Source organism: Sphingopyxis sp. EU05-FHT14B03, from assembly GCF_058790875.1.
The window spans coordinates 1,352,612-1,373,338 of record NZ_JBYTDC010000001.1 but is presented as its reverse complement, the minus strand read 5'-3'; the positions used below and the strand labels follow the sequence as shown (position 1 = coordinate 1,373,338).

Below are 20,727 nucleotides of genomic sequence, written 5' to 3'. Positions count from 1 at the left end.
GTGAGCGTCCAGACTTCAGACTTCGCGGCGCGCCTGCTCGGCTGGTACGACCGGTCGGCGCGGGTGCTGCCCTGGCGGGTGCCGCCGGGCAGCGATGCGGTGCCCGATCCCTATCGCGTCTGGATGGCCGAGATCATGCTGCAGCAGACGACCGTCGCGGCGGTGGCGGCCTATTTCGAGCGCTTCACGGCGCGCTGGCCGACCGTTGCCGACCTCGCCGCGGCGGACGACGCCGACGTCATGGCGGCGTGGGCGGGGCTCGGCTATTATGCGCGGGCGCGCAATCTGCTCGCCTGCGCACGGGCGGTGGTGGCCGGGCATGGCGGCGTCTTTCCGGACAGCGAGGCCGGGCTGCGCGCGCTGCCCGGGGTCGGCGACTATACCGCGGCGGCGGTCGCGGCGATCGCCTTCGGCCGGCCGGCGGTGGTGGTCGATGCCAATATCGAACGGGTGATCGCGCGCCACCGGCTGATCGAGACCCCGCTCCCCGCCGCCAAGCGCGAAATCAAACGCGACCTCGCACCGCTGGTGCCCGGCGATCGTCCGGGCGATTTCGCGCAGGCGCTGATGGACCTCGGCGCGACCATCTGCACCCCGCGCAGCCCGGCGTGCGGCATCTGTCCGGTGATGGCCGATTGCCGCGCGCGCGGCCGCGCCGACATCGACCGGTTGCCGGTCAAGCCGCCGAAGAAGGCCAAGCCGTGGCGGCATGGCGTCGCCTGGTGGATCGAGCGCGACGGGCAGGTCTGGCTGGTCAAGCGCCCCGACAAGGGCATGCTCGGCGGGATGCGCGCGCTGCCCGGCGGGGAGTGGAGCGATGCGCCACCGGGCGAGTCGGGACTGGTGTCGGTCGACCATGGCTTCACCCATTTCGACCTGACGCTGGTGCTGGTGCGCCGCGAAGCTCCGCCCGAATCGCGCGATGCCGCAGCGGAAGGCCTGTGGTGGCCGATCGCGGAGCTTGACGCGGCGGGGCTGCCGACGCTCTATCGCAAACTGACCGACAAGATGCTGGAGAGAGATGCATGAACATGATGGTTTCGCGCCGCGCGATGCTCGGCGGCCTCGCGCTTGGCGGCGGCGGCCTGCTGCTCCCCCATGCGGCGTGGGCGTGGAAGGAAGGCGGGGCGCAGCTCTATCCCGCGACGCACGAATTCATCAAGGGCTTCGTCGACCGCCGCGAACTCGCCGGCACCCTCGCCGCGATCGGCAAGGGGCAAGAGGACGCCACCTTCTTCGGCGCCGGGGTGCAGTCGCTGAGCGATGGGGTGCCGGTCGGTCCCGACACCTTGTGGCGGCTCTATTCGATGACCAAGCCGGTCACCGGCATCGCCGCGATGCTGCTGATCGAGGACGGCAAGATGACGCTCGACCAGCCGATCGCCGACTTCCTGCCCGCTTTTGCGAAGATGCAGGTGCAGGATGTCCCCGACGGGTCGATCACCGCCGTGCATCCCGCCAGGACGATGATCACGGTGCGGCACCTGCTGACCCACACCGCGGGGCTCGGCTATAACATCATCCAGAAGGGGCCGATCAAAAAGGCCTATGACGACAATGGCATCGTCGGCGGGCAGGCGAGCAAGGTGGCGCTGCCGGGCTTCCCGCCGGTCACCCCGGCGCCCAGTCTTGCCGCGATGGCCGACCGGCTCGCGGCGCTGCCGCTCGTCTATGAGCCGGGGACGAAATGGAGCTATTCGATCGGGCTCGACCTGATGGGGCGCTTGATCGAGGTGGTGTCGGGCCAGAGCTTCGACGCCTTTTTGAAGGCGCGGCTGTTCGATCCGCTCGGCATGACGAGCACCGGGTTCATGGTCGCGGCGAAGGACGTTGGGCGCTTCACGAGCAATTATGCGGCGTTCGCCGGAGCGCTGATCCCCTTCGACCCGGCGACGAGTTCGATCTATCTCGACAAGCCGCCCTATCCGTTCGGCGGCGGGGGTCTTGTGTCGAGCGCGCGCGATTACGACCGTTTTCTCGCGATGCTGCTGGGGGAAGGCGAAACCGGTGGCAGAAGGGTGATGAAGGCCGAGACCGCGCGGCTCGCGATGTCGAACATGCTGAGCGACGCGGTCGACCGCAAGGGGACCTTTGTCGACGGGCAGGGGTTCGGCGCCGGCGGCCGCGTGTCGCTGCCGACCTCGCCGGGCGGCGAGGGGCTGTTCGGCTGGGCGGGCGCGGCGGGAACGATCGGCTTCGTCCACCGCAAGCTCGGCTATCGCGTCGGCGGCTATACCCAGATCATGCCGCCCGAAACCGTCTCGTTCCAGGCGAAGTTCGGCGAGACCGTGATCAAGGACGTCCTCGGCTGATGCCGCTGCCGCTGGGGTTCACCGGGGCGCGGCTCGACCGTGCCGACCAGGTTCGCACCGACGCCGCCGCCTTCGCGGCGGTCGTCGCCGATCCGCGCGCGCGGTGCCTCGTGCTCGATGGGATCGACTTCGTGCCCGGCGAGGGCGGGGGGCTGCTTTGGGAGGCCTTCGATCCCGCCGACGATCGCGCGCCGATGCTGCTGGGGATCGACGAGGCGGGGGTGCCGCATTTCGTGCGCGAACCCGCGCCAAGCCAGCGGATCGACGCGCGCTCGCGCACCGTGATGCGGCTGTTGCCGTTGCTGTCGGGCGAGGAGGCGGCGCTTTATGGCGGCGCGCGCAGCCTGGTCGACTGGCATGCGCGGCACCGCTTCTGCGCGGTGTGCGGGAACCCGAGCGCGTTGTTCCGCGGCGGCTGGGGCCGCCAGTGCGCGACGTGCAACGCCGAACATTTTCCGCGCGTCGACCCGGTGGTGATCATGCTCGCCGAATGTGAGGACCGGGTGCTCGTCGGGCGGCAGGGCGGCTTCCCGCCGGGCTTCTTTTCGGCGCTCGCGGGGTTCGTCGAGCCGGGCGAATCGCTAGAGGAAGCGGTGGCGCGCGAATTGTTCGAGGAGGCGGGGATCCGCGTGTCGGATGTGTCCTATGTGGCGAGCCAGCCCTGGCCCTTCCCCTCGTCGCTGATGATCGGCGCGCGCGCGGTGACGGACGATCCGGCGCTGACCCTCGACACGACCGAGATCGAGGCGGCGATGTGGGTCGACCGCGCCGAGGTGCGCGCGGCGCTGGCGGGCGACATGGGCGCGCCGTTCATGGCGCCGCCGCCGCTGGCGATCGCGAGATATCTGCTGGAGGATTGGGCGAAATAATCCTCCCTGTGGCGAAGCCATGGGGAGGTGGCAGCGCGCAGCGCTGACGGAGGGGCCGACGCCGTTAAAGGCTGGCGCGAGGCCGCGGCCCCTCCACCACCGCTTCGCGGCGGTCCCCCTCCCCATCGCTGCGCGACAGGGAGGATTAACGGTTAGAATTTCTTGCCGGTAATCCGGCTGATTTCCTTCGCCACCATCGCTTCGACGAGCGGCGGCAGGTTGGTGTCGAGCCAGTCCTTGAGCATCGGGCGCAGCGCGTCGAGGACGACATCTTCCATCGTGCGGGCGGTCGCGGCGGGGGCGGACACCGCGGCGGCGACCGCCGGGGTCACCGCGGCGGTCAGCGCTTCGAGCGACTGGCGCGCGGCGTCGGCGCTGGCGGCGGAGACAAGCTCTTCTTCGCCGGCGACGGGGGCTGCACCCTCGGCCTCATCCTCTTCGTCGTGAAGTTCGAGCACATCCTCGGGTGCCGGCGCGCGGGTTTCGCGCACCGCACCGGGGGCTTCGTCGCGCGCGATGACGCGCCGAATCGACGATAGTATGTCCTCCATCGACGGTTCACGCGACATGTCGCCCATTATGGCCCCCTGCGGCATCGACCGAAAGCCGGGCGATTAACCATGTTCATACCGGTGCCGGGCGATGCTTGCCAAGCCTTATTGTGGCGTCAGCGGATCGCCGGCGGGCACATTGGCGTTGGCGGCGGGCACGGCGCGGGTGTCGGTCGCGACCTGCTGCGGCTTGGGATCGTCGTCCCAGTCGAAGACCTTGCCCTTGACCCGTTCGTAATTGACCGCGGGATCGTAGAGCGCGCCGCCCTCGATCCCGAGGTCGCGGGCCTCGGCCTTGCCCATCGCGGCGAGCACCGAGAAGGCGGCGACGTAGCTGTTGCGGCGCGCCGAGACGAGCTGGACCTGGGTGTTCAGATATTCCTGTTCGGCGTTCAATATGTCGAGGATCGAGCGGGTGCCGACGCTGTTTTCGGCGCGCACGCCCTCGAGCGACAGGCCGTTGGCGCTCACCGCCTGCTGCGTCGCGGCGATGATCCGTTCGTTCGCCTGCCAGGCGGCATAGGCGCCGCGCGTCTGGGCGATGACGCCGCGTTCGGTCGCGACATAATTTTCGATCGCCTGGCTGCTGCGCGACTGCGCCTGGCGGACCTGCGCCGCCGGGCGCCCGCCCTGGAAGATCGGGATCGTCAGCGACAGCGCGGCCTGCACGCTGGTCGTGACGTTTTCGGACGTCGCGCTCGTCACCGAATTGAGGTTGTTGTTGTAACCGCCGTTCGTCGTCGCCGACAATTTGGGCAGCCGGGTCGCGCGCGCGACGCCGATGTCGGCGCGGCTGGCGTTGACGAGCTGGTTCGCGGCCTCGATGTCGGGATTGCTGTTCAGCGCGATCGCGACGGCTTCCTCGGCGGTCACCGGCAAATTGGGCAGAAGCGGCGGCTGTTCCAGATCGACCGGTGCTTCGCCGACGAGGCGGATGTACGATTCGCGGCTGTTGATCAGGTTCGATTCGGCGGTGCGCAGATCGCCCTCGGCGAGCGCGAGCCGCGCCTCCGACTGGGCGACGTCGGTGCGCGTCAGGTCGCCGATTTCGAAGCGGTCGCTGGTCGCCTGCAAATTGGTGCGCAGGACCGAGACATTCTTCTGGTTGAGCTGGACGATCGCCTGGTCGCGGATGACGTCCATATAGGCGCCGACGGTCTGCGCGAAGATGCTCGCCTCGGTCGCGCGCAAATCGGCCTGTCCGGCCTCGACGCGGAATTTGGCGGCCTTGACCGCGTTGCGCACCGCCCCGCCCTGATAGATGGGCACGGTCAGCTGGCCGCCGACCGACAGCGTGCGCTTTGGCGAGAAGAAGGCGTTGCCGGGGAGGACGAGGTTTTCCTGATAGTCGACGCCGGCGCCGGCGCTGGGCAGGCCATCGGCCCTGCGAATCGGGACATTCTCGTCATTCGCGCGCTGGCCGGCGCGCGCGGCGGTCAGTGTCGGGTTGTTCTCATAGGCCTTGGCGAGCGCGCCCTGCAGTGTTTCGGCGTGCGCGGTGCTCGCGAGGGTGAGGGCGCCGACCGCGAGACCGGCGAGCCAGCGGCCGCGGCGTGCGAAGGAAATCGTCTTGCGGTCGTGCGTCATCATATCAGCCTGGAACGGAGGGGAGATGGAGGCGATCAGAACCGGAACCCGGCGGGACGGGCGAAACCCGGCAGCGGTGCGACGTCCATGTCGGCGAAGGGGCGCAGCGCGAGCGTGCCGCCGGTTTTCACCCCCTGGACGAGGCGGGTGACCGCGCCGTCGCGGAGCGCCGCGACGAGCCGGCCGCCCTCGGCAAGCTGGTCGGCGAGCGCCGGCGGCAGCGTCTCGATCGCGCCTTCGACGATGATGCGGTCGAACGGGCCCTTGTCGGCGGCGCCGGCATGGAGCGGTCCGGCGACCCAGGTCGTCGCGTCGTTCGCGGGGGCCATGGCGGCGAGCCCGGCCTCTTCCTCGAGCGCGAAGACCTCGGCGCCGAGCTGCGCGAGACAGGCGGCGGCATAGCCGGTCGCGGCGCCGACGAGCAGCACGCGCATGCCGGGGCGCAGCGCCGCGGCGACGAGCATCCGGCCTGTGACCAGCGGCGCGTTGAGCGCGCGGCCGGCGCCGAGCGGGATCGCGCGGTCCATATAAGCGACGCTCGCCAGCGCCGGCGGCACATGATCCTCGCGCGCGACGGCGCCCATCGCGGCGACGATCGCCGGATCGATGACGTCGTTGGTGCGCAGCTGGCTGTCGATCATCGCCGCGCGCATCGCCGCGGCGGTGATTCCGTTCAAGTGCGCGTCTTCAAATTTGGTCGCCATCAGCGCTGTCCGATTCCTGGAAATGACCCGTGCTGCGGCCCGCTCTAGCCCAAGCCATGCTGTATTGCAATGCTAATACAGCATGAGCGCCCGCAGCGCCGCGCATAGCTGTCCCGGCCGCCGTCGCCAAGTCCCATCGGCGAATCCTTGACAAGCCGGCCAAAGCCCATCACTAGCGCGGTCCGTCCAACACCCGGCCCATTCGTCAGCGAGTGCGGCAATTTGGCATGAGGCCCGATGGCGGAGTGGTGACGCAGCGGACTGCAAATCCGCGCACGCCGGTTCGATTCCGGCTCGGGCCTCCAACCATATTCATCGAACCGGGCGATAGACCGCCTGATCCCGGTCTTCGGCCCAATCGAGCTCGGCAAGCAATCCACCCAGATCGGCGCGGCCCAGGCGCAAACGGCCCTCGGTCGCTTCGACGAGGTCGCGCACGATTGCGAGGCCCAGGCCATGACCAGTGCCCGCCTCGTCGATGCGGACACCGCGTTGCGTGGCGCGGAAGGCGGCATCTTCCGACAGGCCTTCGCCATCGTCGGCGACCGACAGGGTGACGGCACCGGATTCGCGTTGCCCCGAAATGCGAACCTGCCGGCGCGCGTGCTGCGCCGCATTTTCGATCAGCGCACCGAGCATTTCCGCAAGATCAACCTGGTCGACCGGCAGGCGAAGCGCCGGGTCGACGTCGACGGTGAAGGCGACGCGCTCGCCATATTCGCCGCGTTCGACAACGGCGACAAGCCTTTCGACCACGTCATGCGGCGCACATTCGCCGCCGGTCACCCGCGCGGCGGCGGCGCGCGAGCGGGCGAGCTCCGCTTCGAGCGCGGCACTGGCCGCCGCGACGGCTCGGTCGATTCCGTCGGCCGCGGCTTCGGCACCGCCCTCGCGTGCGCGGCGGCTCTGCGCCGACACGACCGCGAGCGGCGTCTTCAGGCTATGGGCCAGATCTGCGGCCCGGCGGCGCGCGCGACCGAGGTCGGCCTCGCGGGCCTCCGCCATCGCGTTGATCGCCTCGGTCAGGGGCAGGATTTCGGCAGGATGCGCCTTGGACAACCGCGCGGCGGGGCTTTTACGGAGCCGATGGAGGTCGCGACGGAGCCGGTCCAGCGGGCGCAGGCCCAGAGTGACCTGCACAAAGGCCGCCACCGACAGGACGAGCCAGAGCAGACCGAGCGACAGCGCGAGCTGTTTGTCGAACGCGCCGAGCGCGTCGCGCATCTCGCCGTCATTTGCGGCGACCCGGACCATGATGCCGATGTCGCCCTTACCGGGGCGGACTGTGCGACTGACCATCGTCAACTGCGCGCCGAACGGGCCGGGCACGGTTGCGCTGGTCCAGCGGTCGGCCGCGGCGTCGGAGGCCGGAAGGCTCTGGTCCCATAGCGACGGCGACTGGTCGGTACCGCCGGGACCGCGCGCCTGCCAATAAAGGCCGCTCGCGATAGACTGGAAGGTCGGTTCGACCGGGGCCGGGGCGATGATCGGCTTGCCCGCGGCATTGACCGTCAGGCCGCCGATCACCTGTTCGGCCAGCGCCGTCAGTTCGGCCTCTTCGCGCCGCTCGACATGCTGGCGGAACATCCAGGATATGCCGCCCCATGCGAGTGCGAGCGCCGCGAAGATGGCGACCGTCGCGCCGAGCAACAGCCGCAGGCGGAGAGACGTCCGCTTCACCCGGCCTCGCCGGTCAGCAGATAGCCGAGTCCGCGCCGCGTTTCGACGATGCGGCTGCCGAGCTTGCGCCGCAGCCGGGTCACGATCGCCTCGACCGCATTGGTATCGCTGCCGTCGCTGGCGCCGTAGAGGTGCTCGGCGATTTCGCCCGCCGACACGATCCGGCTCTGTTGATGCGCGAGAAAATTGAGCAGCCGATATTCGAGCTGCGATAGCTGGGTCTGCCGTCCGCCGAGGGTCGCGGTCATCCGCGCCGTGTCGATCGACAGGTCGCCGATCGCCAGCACGGTGCTGGCATGCCCCGCCGCGCGGCGGACGAGCGCCCGGGCGCGGGCGACAAGTTCGCCGATCGCGAAGGGCTTAGCCATATAATCATCGGCGCCGGCCTCGATGCCTTCGACCTTTTCGGTCCATTCGCCGCGCGCGGTCAGGATCAGCACGGGCATCGTCCGCCCGCCGTCGCGCCAGCGCTTGAGCACGCTCAACCCGTCGAGGCGCGGCAGGCCGAGGTCGAGGACGGCGAGCGCGTAATTTTCGACATCGCCCTGGAACCAGGCGTCTTCGCCGTTTGTGCTGCGATCGACGACGAAGCCCGCGGCGCCGAGCGCACGCGCGACATCGTCGGCGAGGTCCGGATCATCCTCGACCAGCAGTGCCCGCATTATTTATCCTCGATCCGCAGGATGGCTCCCGTGCGGGCGTTGATCTCGACCTCGCGCACCCGGCCCGCCGGGGTCAGGATCTTGACCTCATATTCGATCCCCGTGCTTTCATAATCGAGCTCGACCTTGATGATGTCGCCCGGAACCTTGGCTTGCGCAATGGCGAGGATGCGGGGCAGCGGCAGAACTTCGCCGCGTTGCACCGCGGCGCGGATCGCCTCCTGCTCGGCGCGCTTGCGTTCGGCTTTGGCGGCGTCGCCCTTCTTCGACTTTTGAAACGCATGGGCGACCGTGGGAGCGATGCCGGCCGCAAGCGGGACGGCGGTCAATATGGCGAGCGCGAGGATGGCGGGAAATCGCATGTTGTGATCCTTATTCCAGATTGCGATCTTTTCTAGCGCCGATTGGCTGATGCGAAGCTGACGGCCATGCGGCATAGTGCTGACAGTCAGACGACAGTTGCGCGCGCTAATTTTCGCTGTTTGGAACGAATGATCGCACGTCCGTCGGGACGAAGACCGGTCGGCGTCGGTGGGAGGATGGATCTTGGTGGCAATGACGGCAGCGCCGGGTGCGGCGGACGGCAAACGACCGAAGCTTTATGGCCAGCTCTATGTGCAGGTTCTCGTGGCCATCGCGGCGGGCATCCTGGTCGGCGTGCTGTGGCCCGACGTCGGGGCGTCGCTGAAGCCGCTGGGCGACGCGTTCATCAAGCTGGTCAAGATGGTGATCGCGCCGCTCATCTTCCTGACCATCGTCACCGGCATCGCCGGCATGGGCGAATTGAAATCGGTCGGGCGCGTCGCGGGCAAGGCCTTTATCTATTTCCTCTGCTTCTCGACGCTGGCGCTGGTGATCGGGTTGATCGTGGCCAATGTGGTGCAGCCGGGGGCGGGGATGAATATCGACCCGGCCAGCCTCGATACCGCCGCGGTCAGCGAATATACGAAGCGGGCGCACGACACGACGCTCACCGGCTTCCTGCTCAACATCATCCCCGAAACCTTCGTCGGCGCGTTCACCGACCATAATATCCTCCAGGTCCTGTTCCTCGCGATCCTGTTCGGCATTTCGCTGGCGCTGGTCGGCGATCGGGCCCAGCCGGCGCTGACCATCCTCGATTCGGTGGCGGCGGGGTTCTTTCGCCTCGTCGCGATCCTGATGCGCGCGGCGCCGATCGGCGCGTTCGGCGCGATGGCCTTCACCATCGGCAAGCATGGCGTCGGCAGCCTCGCCAATCTCGCGGCGCTGCTCGCCACCTTTTACATCACCTCGGCGCTGTTCGTCTTCGTCGTGCTGGGCGCGGTCGCGCGCTACAATGGTTTTTCGCTCTGGCGCCTGCTGCGCTATCTGCGCGCCGAACTGCTGCTCGTCCTCGGGACATCCTCGTCGGAGTCGGCACTGCCCAGCCTGATGGAAAAGATGGAGGCCGCGGGCTGCCCCAAGGCGGTGGTCGGCATGGTGGTGCCGACGGGATACAGCTTCAACCTCGACGGAACGAACATCTATATGACGCTGGCGGCGCTGTTCATCGCGCAGGCCACCGGGGTCGAACTGTCGCTCGGCCAGCAATTGCTGTTGCTGGGGGTCGCGATGCTCAGTTCGAAGGGCGCCGCGGGGGTGACCGGGGCGGGCTTCGTCACGCTGGCGGCGACGCTGTCGGTCGTGCCCACCGTGCCGGTGGCGGGCATGGCGCTGATCCTGGGCGTCGACCGGTTCATGAGCGAATGCCGGTCGATCACCAATTTCATCGGCAATGCGGTGGCGACGATCGTCGTCGCGCGCTGGGAGGGCGGGCTCGACCGCGACGCGCTGAACGCGGCGCTGCACCCTGCCGATCCGCTGGTCGACGCACCCGTCGAAATGCCGCCGCCGGTCGCCACCGCGACAGCCGAGTGACAGCCAAGGCGATTATTCCGGGATCAAGGGTGCCGACCAGAACAGGCGGATCCGCAATCCGGTGAGAGGAGAATTCCATGACCAAGCTTATGTTCAAGGTGGCGGCTGCCGCCATGTTTATGACGATGCCGATGACCGTCCAGGCCGGTGATGAAATTCCGCGCGCCGCCTCGACGCCGCAGACGGCGAAGAACTGGGTCGCCCCCGCGGGCAAGAACCTGGCCCAGTCGATCGTCGACGGCATCGTCGCGGGGCATCCCGAACTGGTCAGCATTACGATCCACGCCATCCCCGCCGGCATGACCGATTATACGATGATCGCGGGCACCTTTCCCGACCGCGTCGGCAATGTCTCGTCGCCGGGCGACGTGATCACCGCCAAGAAGGGCGTGACCCAGGTCGAATCGAAATGGGGCACCCCCGATTTCAACAAGAAGGTCTCGATCCTCGTTCCGCTGAAGGACCAGTCGGGCAAATATCTGCCGGTCACGATGGTCCTCGCGTTCAAGCAGTCGCCCGACAGCGGGCTGATCGACATCGACTTCATGCAGCCCGGCGTTCGCATCCGCGATGCGGTGGCATCGAAGATCCCGAGCACCGAGGCGCTCTTCTCGATCGTCAAATAACGTACGCCAATCGCATGACGGAAAAGGGCGGCCCTTGATCGGGTCGCCCTTTTTCATGCCTGTGACGGGCGCCGGGGGGACAAAAAGAGAGCCGCGCGACCCGTGGACCGCGCGGCTCCGATGCGGGAGCTCGGGAGAAAAGCTCCGTTTCGCTAAAAATTGACCGAGAAGTTGAGCCGCACCCGGTTCAGCCAGTCGCGCGGCTGGTTGGTCCCGGCATAGAGCGGGTCGAGCGGCCGATAATGATAGAGCGTCAGGTTGAGCAGCGTGTTGGCGCGGGGTACATAATCGACGCTCAGCGAGTGCAGCATATAGTTGGTCGCGATGTCGATATTGTCGTGGCTGAACGCCGCGAGCACCGCATCGACCTCGGTCCGGCTATAGCCATAGCCGAAGCGCAGGTCGTGCGGTTTCGATGCGCGGCCGACAAACAGGTCGGCGCCATAGCCGGTGTCGGCGTCGACCGCCGCGCCGTAATTATGGACATAATTGCCGATCAGCTGGACCGGCCAGCGCTCGCCCAGCCCCGTGAAGGTCGCCGACCCGACGATGTCGAGCATGTCGAAGTCCGAGAGGTAGCGGCCCGCCGGGGTCAGCAGGTTCGACCGGAAGTCGCCGGCATCGGCACCGGTGATCGAGTTCAGGCGATAGTCGTAATAGCCGGCCGCGAGTTCGGCGTGGAAGACGCCGGGCGCGGTCGCGAATTCGATCTGGCCGCCGACCATGCTGCTGTCCTTGGCGCGGCTCGCTTCGTCGATCTGGAAATAGAGGCCGGTGGCCTTGAGCGACGCGCCGCCGGGCAGCGGTTGCTTATAGGCCGCCGACAGACCCTGCGGGCTGACGTCGCCGTCCCACACCAGGTCGGTGCGGCGGAACGGCTGGGGAATCTTGCCGGCGTGGACGACCAGATTGCCCCAGGTCCCGCGCAGGTAGATCTGGTCGAGGCTGACGCGCAGGTCGTCGTCCCAGTTCGACAGCGTCACATCGGCGGTGTTCGGATCGTCGTCGTCGCCGGTCGAAAGCTGGGCGCCCGCCATGATATGGTCCGAAACCGCATAATTGGCGCGCAGCCGCGCCCGGACGACGCCGCGGTCGCGGTTGCGCGCGTCGGCATCGCCGAAATTGCTTTCATAGCGGACGCGCACGTCGCCCGAGAGCTGGAGCTTCGACGCCGGCTTGGCGGCGAGGGCGACCGGTGCGGGTGCCGCGACAGCCCCTGAGATTGGTGCCCCCGAGACCGGCGTCGCGGGCGGCGGCGCGACGGGCACGCCGGTGATCCGGCCGAGCGTGTTTTCGACCTGCGCAATGCGCGCCGCGGTTTGCGCTTGTTCGGCCTTCAGCGCGTCGAGCTGGCGTTGCAGATCGGCGATCTGTTCGGCCGATGCCGACTGCGCCATCGCCCCCGACGACGCGGTCGCGAACAGCAGCGAAAGGGCGATTGCGGCGGCCCGCAGGGGCGTGCGCGATCGGGCCGCGAAGCGGCCTCCGAAAGTCCGGTTTTCTGCCATTTTTTTCCTCTCCATTTGCTCTTTTCGGCGTCGGGAGGGCTTGCCTCGCGCTCGTTTACATGCCTAGTTAGGTCCCTAATCTGTCGCGAAGCTGTCGATGAACGGCGACGACGGACCGGCCCGAGGAGTGGCCGAGGGAGAGGGTTGCGATGCGAATTCTGGTCGTCGAGGACGATCCCGATCTGGGCGACGCCTTGCTCAAGCGGCTCAGCCGCGAGGGGCATGCGGTCGATCTGCAGTCTGACGGCGAGGCCGCCGACGATGTGCTGTGCTATCAGGATTATGAGGTCGTGGTGCTCGACATCGGCCTGCCCGGGATGGATGGCTTCGAAGTCCTGCGCGCGATGCGGCGGCGGGGGTCGCTGACCCCGGTGCTGATGCTCACCGCGCGGTCGAATATCGAGGACCGGGTCGATGCGCTCGACGTCGGCGCCGACGACTATCTGTCGAAGCCGTTCGACTTTCGCGAGTTCGACGCGCGGTGCCGCGCGCTGCTGCGCCGTTCGCAGGGGATGGCGTCGAACGTCACCGCGATCGGCGACATGGTCTTCGATCGCAACGCCAAGCTGGTGCGGGTCGGCGACACCCAGCTGACCTTGCCGAACCGCGAATTCCGCCTGCTCGAAATCCTGATCGGCAACATGGGGCGCGTGCTGAGCAAGGACCAGATCGCCTCGCAGCTCTTCGATTTCGACGACGATGCCGGTCCCAATGCGATCGAGCTCTATATCGGGCGCCTGCGCCGCAAGCTGGAGGGCGCGCTGGTCGTCCGCACCGTGCGCGGCGTCGGCTATGTCGCGGAAGCCCCTGCGGCATCGTGACCGCACGGACCACCTCGCTGCGGCTTCGCCTCGCGGGGACGCTGGGGGTCGTCTTCCTGATCGGGATGGTCGCGCTCTACGCCGCGGCGATGTCCTATGCAAAGCTGGCCGCCGACAAATCCTATGACCGGCTGCTCGGCGGGTCGGCGCTCTCGATCGCCGAAACGCTGTCGATCCTCGACGGCAAGGTCCAGGTCGATATTCCCTATTCGTCGCTCGACATGCTGTCGGCGGCGCCCGACGACCGGGTCTTCTACCGTGTCGTCGGACCCGACCGGCGGACGGTGACCGGCTATCCGGACCTGCCCGACGTGCCGCAGCGCCGCAGCTTGCGCAGCGAAAGCGACACATCGGGACAATTCTACGACGCGCGCTATCGGGGCGAGGATGTCCGCTTCGTGTCGCTGGCGCGCGAGATCGCGCAGCCGGGGACGACGGGCTGGGTCTATGTGCAAGTCGGTCAGACCCGCCGCGCGCGCGACGCGCTGACGCGCGACCTTGTGTTCGGTTCGCTGGCGCCGATCCTGCTGATGACGGTCGTGGCGCTCGGCGTCGTGTGGTTCGGGGTCACGCTGGCCTTGCGTCCGCTCGGCCGGCTCAGCGGCGAACTCGCGAGCCGCCAGCCCGAAGACCTCGATCCGGTGGTCACGCCCGTTCCCGCCGAAATCGCGCCGGTCGTGGATTCGATCAACGGTTTCATGAGCCGGCTGCACGACAATATCGATACGCTGCGCAGCTTCATCGGCGACGCCGCGCACCAGCTCCGCACCCCGCTCGCGGTGATCCAGGCGCAGGCGCAGCTGGCGGAGGACGGCGACCAGGGGGACATGCGCGGCAGCCTCGTCGCGATCCGCCGCAACGCCGCGAAACTGACGCGGCTGGTGAACCAGATGCTCAGCGACGCGACGGTCCAGCACCGCTCGGACGTCCGGGTCTTCACCGAATTCGACCTGCTCGCGACCGTCCGCCAGAGCGTCCGCGAGGCGGTGCCGATGGCCGAAGACAGCGACGTCCGCTTCACCAGCCCGCTGGCGCAGGCGCCGATGGTCGGCGACCGGGTGATGATCGGCGAAGTGGTCAAGAACTTGATCCAGAATGCGTTGACCCACGGCCGGTCCGAACATGGCGAAGTGTCGCTGATGCTGGTCGAGACCCCCGACGGCTATCTGCTCAGCGTCGCCGATCGCGGGAAGGGAATCCGGCCGGACGACCGCGAACAGGTGTTCGAACGCTTTGCCCGCCGCAACAACGACGAACCGGGGGCGGGGCTCGGCCTCGCGATCGTTCGCCGCGCGGTCGAAAGCCATCGGGGTGTGATCACGCTCGGCGACCGCGAGGGCGGCGGGTTGCTGGTCGAGATCGCGCTGCCGCGCCGGGCGCGACGGTCATGATGCGCGGCATGATTTTCGCGCTATTCTGCCTGCTTTCGCTGGCGGGCTGTGCCGAGAAGGCCGCCGACCGGGGCGCCGCCGCCGAAACGCGAACCCTGACGATCTACAGCACTTCGGACCTTGAGGTCTTTCAGCCGGTCATCGACGATTTCCGGACCACCCACCCCGACATCATGATCGAATATGTCGATCTGGAAGCTGCCGAACTCGACCGGCGCTTTCGCGAGGAAAGCGCCGGCGCGGGATCGCCCGCCGACCTGTTGCTCAGCGCCGCGATGGATTTGCAGGTGCGGCTGGTGAACGACGGCTTTGCCGCGCCGCACCGGTCGCCGAACGCGGCGATGGTGCCCGGCTGGGCGCGGTGGCGCGACGAGGCGCTGGGCTTCACCTTCGAACCCGTCGTCATGGTGTTCAACCGCAAGGCGATGGCGGGGCGGCGCATTCCGATGTCGCGACCCGAACTGCTCGCCGCGCTGCGCGAGGATCCCGAATTCTGGCGCGGCCGGATCGGCACCTATGACGCCGCCACCAGCAGCGTCGGCTATCTCGTCGTATCGCAGGATGCCCGGCAAAGCAGCGATTTCGGGGCGATCGCGGAGGCGTTTCGCGACAACCGGGTGGTGACCGCGGGCACGACGTCGGAGGTGTTGCGCCGGATCGAAAGCGGCGAGCTCGCGGTCGGCTATAACGTCCTCGGCTCCTATGCCCGCGCCGAGGCCGATCGGTCGAGCAACCTCGAGCTTGTCTATCCCAGCGACTATACGCTGGCGGTCGCACGCACGGCCGTCGTCCCGAAAAGCGCACCCGAGGCGGCGGCGGCGCATCTGTTCCTCGAATATCTGCTGTCGATTCGCGGGCAGCGTATCCTGACCAATCGAAGCCGGCTCAGCGCGGTGAGGCCCGAGATCGACGGGCCGTACAGCCGCTTGGGCATCGCCGAAAAAAGCGTCGGGCCGCTCCGCCCGATCGCACTGGGGCCGGGCCTTCTCGTCTATCTCGACGCGCAGAAACGCCAGCGTTTGCTGGACCTGTGGAGCGGCCACAGCGCACGCTGAGCGGCGGAATCCACGCTGTCGCTGCCATGACAGGCCGGTGACAGCAACCTCTGTCAGAACATCCATCATAGAGCCGGACTGATCGGCCGCGCGGCATGATGCCGCGACAATCGAATACCGCCACGAGCGGTACGGGGATGGAGAGAGAGATGTCGGGGGTAACCCAGTGCTGACCCTGCTTGGCTTTGGAATGGTGATCACGTTCATGGCGTTGATCATGACCAAGCGGCTGTCGCCGATGGTCGCGCTGATCCTGATTCCCGTCCTCTTCGCGCTTGTCGGCGGCTTCGGCGGTCCGAAGCTCGGCGAGATGATGATCGACGGTGTGAAGACGCTCGCACCGACCGGCGTCATGCTGATGTTCGCGATCCTCTATTTCGGCATCATGATCGATGCCGGACTCTTCGACCCGGTGGTGCGCCGCATCCTCGCGGTCGTCGATGGCGATCCGCTGAAGGTCGTGATCGGGACCGCCGTTCTTGCCGCCTTCGTGTCGCTCGATGGCGACGGTTCGACGACCTATATGATCGTCTGCGCGTCGATGCTGCCGCTCTATCGCCGGCTCGGGATGAACGCGCTGAACCTGACCTGCGTCGCCATCCTCGCGGGCGGGGTGATGAACCTGACACCTTGGGGCGGTCCGCTGGCCCGTGCGGCCAGCGCGCTTCAGATCGACCCCTCGGCGATCTTCGTGCCGATGATCCCCACCATGGTGGTCGGCGTGATCGGCGTGATCGCCCTCGCCTGGCATCTGGGGCTGGCCGAGCGCCGCCGCCTGGGCGTCCTTGCGTTGCAACCCGCCTATGCCTTCGGCTCGCTGAGTTCGGCGGCGACAAGCGGCGCTGCGCTGCGGGAAGCGATGCGCTCCGACGCCTCGCCCGATGGCCTCGCCAATGACGGGCTGATGGAAGAATCGGCGCTGCTGCCGGCCGAAAATGGCGAGGCCGAGGCGCTGCGTCGGCCCAAGCTGCTGTGGGTCAACGCGCTGCTGACGATCGCCCTAATGGCCGGGCTGATCATGGCGGTGCTGCCGCTGCCGATCCTCTTCATGATCGGTTTCGCGCTGGCGCTGGTGATCAATTATCCGAAAGTCGACGAGCAGCGTCGCCGGGTCGCCGAACATGCCAAGAATGTCATCGCGGTCGTTTCGCTGATCTTTGCCGCCGGCGTGTTCACCGGCATTCTCGGCGGCACCGGCATGGTCGATGCGATGTCGAAAAGCTTCCTTGCGATCATTCCCGATGCATGGGGTCCCTATCTGGCCCCGATCACCGCGATCGCGAGCATGCCTTTCACCTTCTTCATCTCGAACGACGCCTTTTATTACGGCGTGCTGCCCGTCGTGTCGGAGGCCGCCGGCCACTATGGCATCGGCCAGCTCGAGATGGCGCGCGCGTCGTTGATGGGACAGCCCGTCCACCTTCTGAGCCCGCTGGTGCCGTCGACCTACCTGCTGGTCGGCCTCGCTGGCGTCGAGTTCGGGGATCACCAGAAATTTACGCTGAAATGGGCTGTCGCGATCTGTCTGCTGATGACGGCGACCGCAATGGCCACCGGGATATTTCCGCTGGTCTCGATGACCTGAGACCAAAGACCGTTTTGGATTTTCCACCCACGCGGGGCAACCGCGGGGTGAATGAAGGGGAAGAGAAGATGAAGACCGCACGATTTATGATCGCCACCGCCCTGTTCGCGCTGGTGCCTGCAACGCCCGGCTTTGCGCAAACGAACGACGACCAGGCGGCAGCCGGCGCGCAGGAGGACGAGGCGGCCGAAGACGAAGCCATCATCGTCACCGGCACCTTCCTCGACGACGGGTCGAAGAGCGCGATGAAGATGGACGTCCCCGTCCTCGACACGCCCTTTTCGGTGTCGAGCTATTCGAACGAGTTCGTGAAGTCGCTCGAGACACAGAGCGTCGCCGACCTCTACAACTACATGACCGGCCTCAAGAAGTCGGGCGGTACCGCCTATGACATCACGCTGCGCGGGTTCAAGTCGAGCGGCGACGACCGCAACTCGATCATGGTCGACGGCCTGCCGGGCCTGACCGGACGCTATGGTTCGCCGCCGACGATCGGCGTCGAGCGCATCGAACTGGTGAAGGGTCCGATGTCGGTGCTTTACGGCCAGATCCAGCCGGGCGGCTTCGTCAATATCATCACCAAAAAGCCGCAGGCGCAGGCCGCGACGACGATCGAACTGCGCGGCAACACCTGGCTCAGCAAGAACCGCCATGCCTTCGACCATTTCGGCCTGACCGGTTCGATCGACTCGACCGGCGCGCTCGCCGGCGACGGCGCGCTGATGTACCGCCTCGTCGCCCAATATGGCGACAATGACGGTTTCCGCGATTTCGCCAATCAGAAGCAGACCTTCGTCGCACCCAGCCTGACCTGGGAAATCGGTCCCGACACCACATTGACGGTTCAGGGCGAATATCGCCGCACACGCGAAAAGTTCGACAATGGTCTGGCCGCGCCCTTCGACGGGCTCACCTCGGTGACCAGCACGATCTACGATATCGACGCGGTCGCGCCGATCACCACCACCTATCAGTCGCCCGACGATTTCCGCGTCGAGGAAGGCAAGGCGCTGAGCGCCTATTTCAAGCATGACTTCGGAAACTGGGCGCTCAACGTCAGCGGCCGTCACGTCGACTACAGCAGCCACCAGCAGGAATTTTCGAGCGTCAACGTCGCGCGCATCGCGGGCGAGTTCCGCGTCACCCGCCGCGCCCGCGAACTCAAGACCGATCGCAAATACGATTATATCGACGTCAACCTGAACGGCGAGTTCGAGACCTTCGGGCTCGAACACAAGCTGCTCGTCGGGGTTAACGCCGGCAAGGATCAGGTAAGCGAAAATCGCCTGAAATTCTTCAACTCGAACAATCGCAACGCCGCTGGCGTATGCCCCGTCGGCGGGACCTGTCTCGACATCAGTCTCTACAATCCCGACTTCAGTGCCTTTCCGAGTTTCGAGTCCTTGCCGGCGCTCAATCCGGCATTGACCGGTCAGGCAAGTTTGCTGACGCACCGCATCATCGATTCCAGCAACTGGGGCATCTACCTGTCGGACCTGATTACCGTGACCGACTGGCTCAAAGTCAGCGCTTCGGTTCGCAAGTTCCGCGAAAAGGCCGTGGTGCAGCCCGACGCACGCAATACGCCGACCGTGATCAATACCCGCATTACCAAACGGGATTTTCTGCCGAGCTTTGGCATCCTGCTCCAGCCGAAGGACAATATCACCATCTATGGCAGCTATGCCGAATCCTTTGTGCCGGCCGATCCCGGTATCTTCGACGCCGACGGAAATAACTTCTTCAAGCCGCTCGAAGGCAAACAATATGAGGTCGGCATCAAGGCCGAGGATCTGCTCGATGGCCGCCTGAATGCAACCGCAGCGCTCTATCGCATCGATCAGACGGGCCAGATTACGCAGTTCCAATGCCCGCTCGGCAGCTGTTCGGCACAGCTCGGCGAAGCGCGGTCGGATGGCTTTGAAATCGAAGGGAATTATGAGCCGATCGATAATTGGCAGTTCATTTTCGGTTACACCCATATCAACGCCCGCGTGTTGAGCGCTTCGGTCAAGGATCAGAAATTTCAGGAAGGTCTGCCGCTCGCCAACGTCGCGAAGGATGCGGCCAATTTGTGGACCCGCTACGACTGGGAAAATGGTTTCGGCGTCGGTCTCGGCGTAACCTATACCGGTCCGCGTGCGGGCATCTTGCCCACGAACAAGGACGACCTCAAACCGCTCGACCTGCCCGGATATCTGCTCGTCGACGCGGGGATCTACTACAAGGCCGAGCGCTTCTCGGTGAACCTCAAGCTCGGCAATCTCTTCGACAAGAAATATTACGAAAGCTCGGGCGCCGGTTCGTCGGGCCGCGTCCAGATCCAGGCCGGCCAGCCGCGCTACGCGACGCTGACCACGCGCTTCACCTTCTGATCATGCAAAGGGTCGCCAACATCATGCGCCGACATGCCTTGCGGTCGCTCGTTGCCCTGTCGCTCGTCGCGACCGGGGCCGCGGCGGCGAACGCCGAACCCTATCAGAAGGGCGAGCCCGTCAGCGGCACCATCCGCAACTATGGCTTCGGCCTCGGCGGGGTGCTGGTCCAGTGGCAGGAAGCGTTCAGGAAGCTGCATCCCGAGATCGTGTTCGAAAACACCCTGCCGACCAGCGACGCCGCCTTTCCGGCGCTGGTGACCAACGTCACCGACCTCGGCCCGAACGGCGGCGAACCGGCGATCGTCGAGGCCCTGAGCTTCTTCGAAACCCATGGCTATCACGCCTCCTATGTCGTCGTCGCGTCGGGCTCCTATGACCGCGAGGGCCGCTCGAACGGGCCGGTGGTGTTCGTGCACAAGGACAATCCGCTGAAGCAGCTGACCGTCGAGCAGCTCGACGGCATCTTCGGGTCGGAGCGGTCGGGCGGCCTGCGCGGCTTCGAATGGACCGAAAAGGACGCGCGCGGCCCCGAAAAGGACATCCGCACCTGGCGCCAGCTCGGCGTCAGGACCGGCCCTTGCGCAAACAAGCCGATCAAGACCTATGGCCATGGCCCGTCGGGGACCACCCGCTTCTTCCAGCTCCATGTGCTCGGCGGCAGCGACAAGTGGAACCCCAATTACAGCGGCCATGTCGAAACCGGCAGCAAGCAGATCCCGGCCGACGAGCGCCACCACGGCCGCCTCGGCGCCAAGCATATGCTGGGCGAGCGGCTGGCGAACGACCCGTGCGCGATCGGCTGGTCGGTGATGTCGCAGGCGAAGGAGATCGCGGGGCTCAAGCCCGTCGCGCTCGCCGCGCGCGGCACGACCAACTATGTCCTGCCGAGCGAGGCGAGCTTTCGCGACCGCAGCTATCCGCTGGTCCGCAACATCTACATCTATTTCGACCGCAAGCCGGGCACCGCGATGGAGCCGCGCTTCCGCGAGTTCCTGCGCTTCGCGCTGAGCGACGAGGGGCAGAAGATGGTCGCCGACGCCGGCTATCTGCCGCTGCCCGCCAAGATGCTCGCCGAACAGCGCGCCAAACTCGATTGAAC

Annotated in this window: 18 protein-coding genes and 1 tRNA gene; 12 read left to right on the top strand and 7 right to left on the bottom strand. The window is 66.7% G+C overall.

The features are described from left to right. The 3 genes from AC3WS4_RS06645 to nudC are packed head-to-tail and all read left to right on the top strand — an operon-like array spanning nt 1 to nt 3,181. A complete protein-coding gene (locus AC3WS4_RS06645) occupies nt 1-1,029 on the top strand; it encodes an A/G-specific adenine glycosylase (protein WP_492735572.1) in 1,029 nt (342 codons plus the stop codon). Then, nucleotides 1,026-2,312, top strand: coding sequence for a serine hydrolase domain-containing protein (locus AC3WS4_RS06640; RefSeq protein ID WP_492735574.1), 1,287 nt, complete (start codon nt 1,026-1,028; stop codon nt 2,310-2,312). The genes AC3WS4_RS06645 and AC3WS4_RS06640 overlap by 4 nt, the downstream gene beginning before the upstream one ends. Then, nucleotides 2,312-3,181 (top strand): NAD(+) diphosphatase, encoded by an 870-nt coding sequence (nudC, locus tag AC3WS4_RS06635; protein WP_492735576.1) that lies wholly within the window; start codon nt 2,312-2,314, stop codon nt 3,179-3,181. Before AC3WS4_RS06640 ends, nudC begins: the two co-directional genes overlap by 1 nt. Nucleotides 3,182-3,333: 152 nt before the next feature. Here the strand turns inward: nudC and AC3WS4_RS06630 are convergent, their stop codons facing one another. The 3 genes from AC3WS4_RS06630 to AC3WS4_RS06620 all read right to left on the bottom strand — a co-directional run bounded on the left by AC3WS4_RS06630 (nt 3,334) and on the right by AC3WS4_RS06620 (nt 6,023). Continuing rightward, complete coding sequence (locus tag AC3WS4_RS06630) at nt 3,334-3,759, bottom strand: DUF2497 domain-containing protein (RefSeq protein WP_492735578.1); 426 nt, start codon at nt 3,757-3,759, stop codon at nt 3,334-3,336. Between the two features lie 78 nt (nt 3,760-3,837). Further along, the gene (locus tag AC3WS4_RS06625) at nt 3,838-5,319 is read right to left on the bottom strand and encodes a TolC family outer membrane protein (protein ID WP_492736606.1); all 1,482 of its coding nucleotides are present in this window, start codon (nt 5,317-5,319) and stop codon (nt 3,838-3,840) included. Between the two features lie 35 nt (nt 5,320-5,354). Further along, nucleotides 5,355-6,023: a protein-L-isoaspartate O-methyltransferase family protein gene (locus AC3WS4_RS06620; protein WP_492735580.1), complete on the bottom strand. Its 669-nt coding sequence runs from the start codon at nt 6,021-6,023 to the stop codon at nt 5,355-5,357. A 231-nt stretch (nt 6,024-6,254) separates the two neighbouring features. Here AC3WS4_RS06620 and AC3WS4_RS06615 point away from each other — a divergent pair. Then, nucleotides 6,255-6,328, top strand: a tRNA-Cys gene (locus AC3WS4_RS06615). Nucleotides 6,329-6,335: 7 nt separating this feature from the next. On the opposite strand, the gene AC3WS4_RS06610 is transcribed toward AC3WS4_RS06615, so the two are convergent. Genes AC3WS4_RS06610 through AC3WS4_RS06600 form a run of 3 tightly spaced genes read right to left on the bottom strand, consistent with a single transcriptional unit; the run spans nt 6,336 to nt 8,727 of the window. Next, nucleotides 6,336-7,703 carry an ATP-binding protein gene (locus AC3WS4_RS06610; protein WP_492735581.1) on the bottom strand — a complete coding sequence of 456 codons (1,368 nt, stop codon included), beginning with the start codon at nt 7,701-7,703 and terminating at the stop codon, nt 6,336-6,338. Beyond that, on the bottom strand, nt 7,700-8,365 hold the full coding sequence (locus AC3WS4_RS06605) for a response regulator transcription factor (RefSeq protein WP_056344680.1): 666 nt from the start codon (nt 8,363-8,365) through the stop codon (nt 7,700-7,702). Before AC3WS4_RS06605 ends, AC3WS4_RS06610 begins: the two co-directional genes overlap by 4 nt. Beyond that, complete coding sequence (locus tag AC3WS4_RS06600) at nt 8,365-8,727, bottom strand: PepSY domain-containing protein (protein ID WP_156377589.1); 363 nt, start codon at nt 8,725-8,727, stop codon at nt 8,365-8,367. Before AC3WS4_RS06600 ends, AC3WS4_RS06605 begins: the two co-directional genes overlap by 1 nt. A gap of 193 nt (nt 8,728-8,920) precedes the next feature. Here AC3WS4_RS06600 and AC3WS4_RS06595 point away from each other — a divergent pair, with 193 nt between their 5' ends. Both AC3WS4_RS06595 and AC3WS4_RS06590 read left to right on the top strand, forming a co-directional pair. Beyond that, on the top strand, nt 8,921-10,264 hold the full coding sequence (locus AC3WS4_RS06595; RefSeq protein ID WP_056344674.1) for a dicarboxylate/amino acid:cation symporter: 1,344 nt from the start codon (nt 8,921-8,923) through the stop codon (nt 10,262-10,264). A 77-nt stretch (nt 10,265-10,341) separates the two neighbouring features. Continuing rightward, on the top strand, nt 10,342-10,890 hold the full coding sequence (locus AC3WS4_RS06590; protein WP_056344672.1) for a hypothetical protein: 549 nt from the start codon (nt 10,342-10,344) through the stop codon (nt 10,888-10,890). A gap of 152 nt (nt 10,891-11,042) precedes the next feature. Here the strand turns inward: AC3WS4_RS06590 and AC3WS4_RS06585 are convergent, their stop codons facing one another. Then, nucleotides 11,043-12,398: a putative porin gene (locus AC3WS4_RS06585; RefSeq protein WP_492735584.1), complete on the bottom strand. Its 1,356-nt coding sequence runs from the start codon at nt 12,396-12,398 to the stop codon at nt 11,043-11,045. Nucleotides 12,399-12,547: 149 nt separating this feature from the next. Between AC3WS4_RS06585 and AC3WS4_RS06580 the strand changes: the two genes are divergently transcribed. The 6 genes from AC3WS4_RS06580 to AC3WS4_RS06555 all read left to right on the top strand — a co-directional run bounded on the left by AC3WS4_RS06580 (nt 12,548) and on the right by AC3WS4_RS06555 (nt 20,725). Further along, the gene (locus AC3WS4_RS06580; RefSeq protein WP_492735586.1) at nt 12,548-13,219 is read left to right on the top strand and encodes a response regulator transcription factor; all 672 of its coding nucleotides are present in this window, start codon (nt 12,548-12,550) and stop codon (nt 13,217-13,219) included. Next, complete coding sequence (locus tag AC3WS4_RS06575; protein ID WP_492735588.1) at nt 13,216-14,610, top strand: sensor histidine kinase N-terminal domain-containing protein; 1,395 nt, start codon at nt 13,216-13,218, stop codon at nt 14,608-14,610. The genes AC3WS4_RS06580 and AC3WS4_RS06575 overlap by 4 nt, the downstream gene beginning before the upstream one ends. 8 nt (nt 14,611-14,618) lie before the next feature. Beyond that, the gene (locus AC3WS4_RS06570; protein ID WP_187141971.1) at nt 14,619-15,665 is read left to right on the top strand and encodes an ABC transporter substrate-binding protein; all 1,047 of its coding nucleotides are present in this window, start codon (nt 14,619-14,621) and stop codon (nt 15,663-15,665) included. Nucleotides 15,666-15,831: 166 nt separating this feature from the next. Then, nucleotides 15,832-17,250, top strand: a complete 1,419-nt coding sequence (locus AC3WS4_RS06565) for a CitMHS family transporter (RefSeq protein ID WP_492735590.1) — start codon at nt 15,832-15,834, stop codon at nt 17,248-17,250. 86 nt (nt 17,251-17,336) lie between these two features. Next, nucleotides 17,337-19,625 (top strand): TonB-dependent siderophore receptor, encoded by a 2,289-nt coding sequence (locus tag AC3WS4_RS06560; RefSeq protein ID WP_492742683.1) that lies wholly within the window; start codon nt 17,337-17,339, stop codon nt 19,623-19,625. Nucleotides 19,626-19,648: 23 nt separating this feature from the next. Beyond that, entirely contained in the window at nt 19,649-20,725 is a 1,077-nt protein-coding gene (locus AC3WS4_RS06555; RefSeq protein WP_492735594.1) for a PstS family phosphate ABC transporter substrate-binding protein, read from the top strand. Nucleotides 20,726-20,727: the final 2 nt, after the last annotated feature.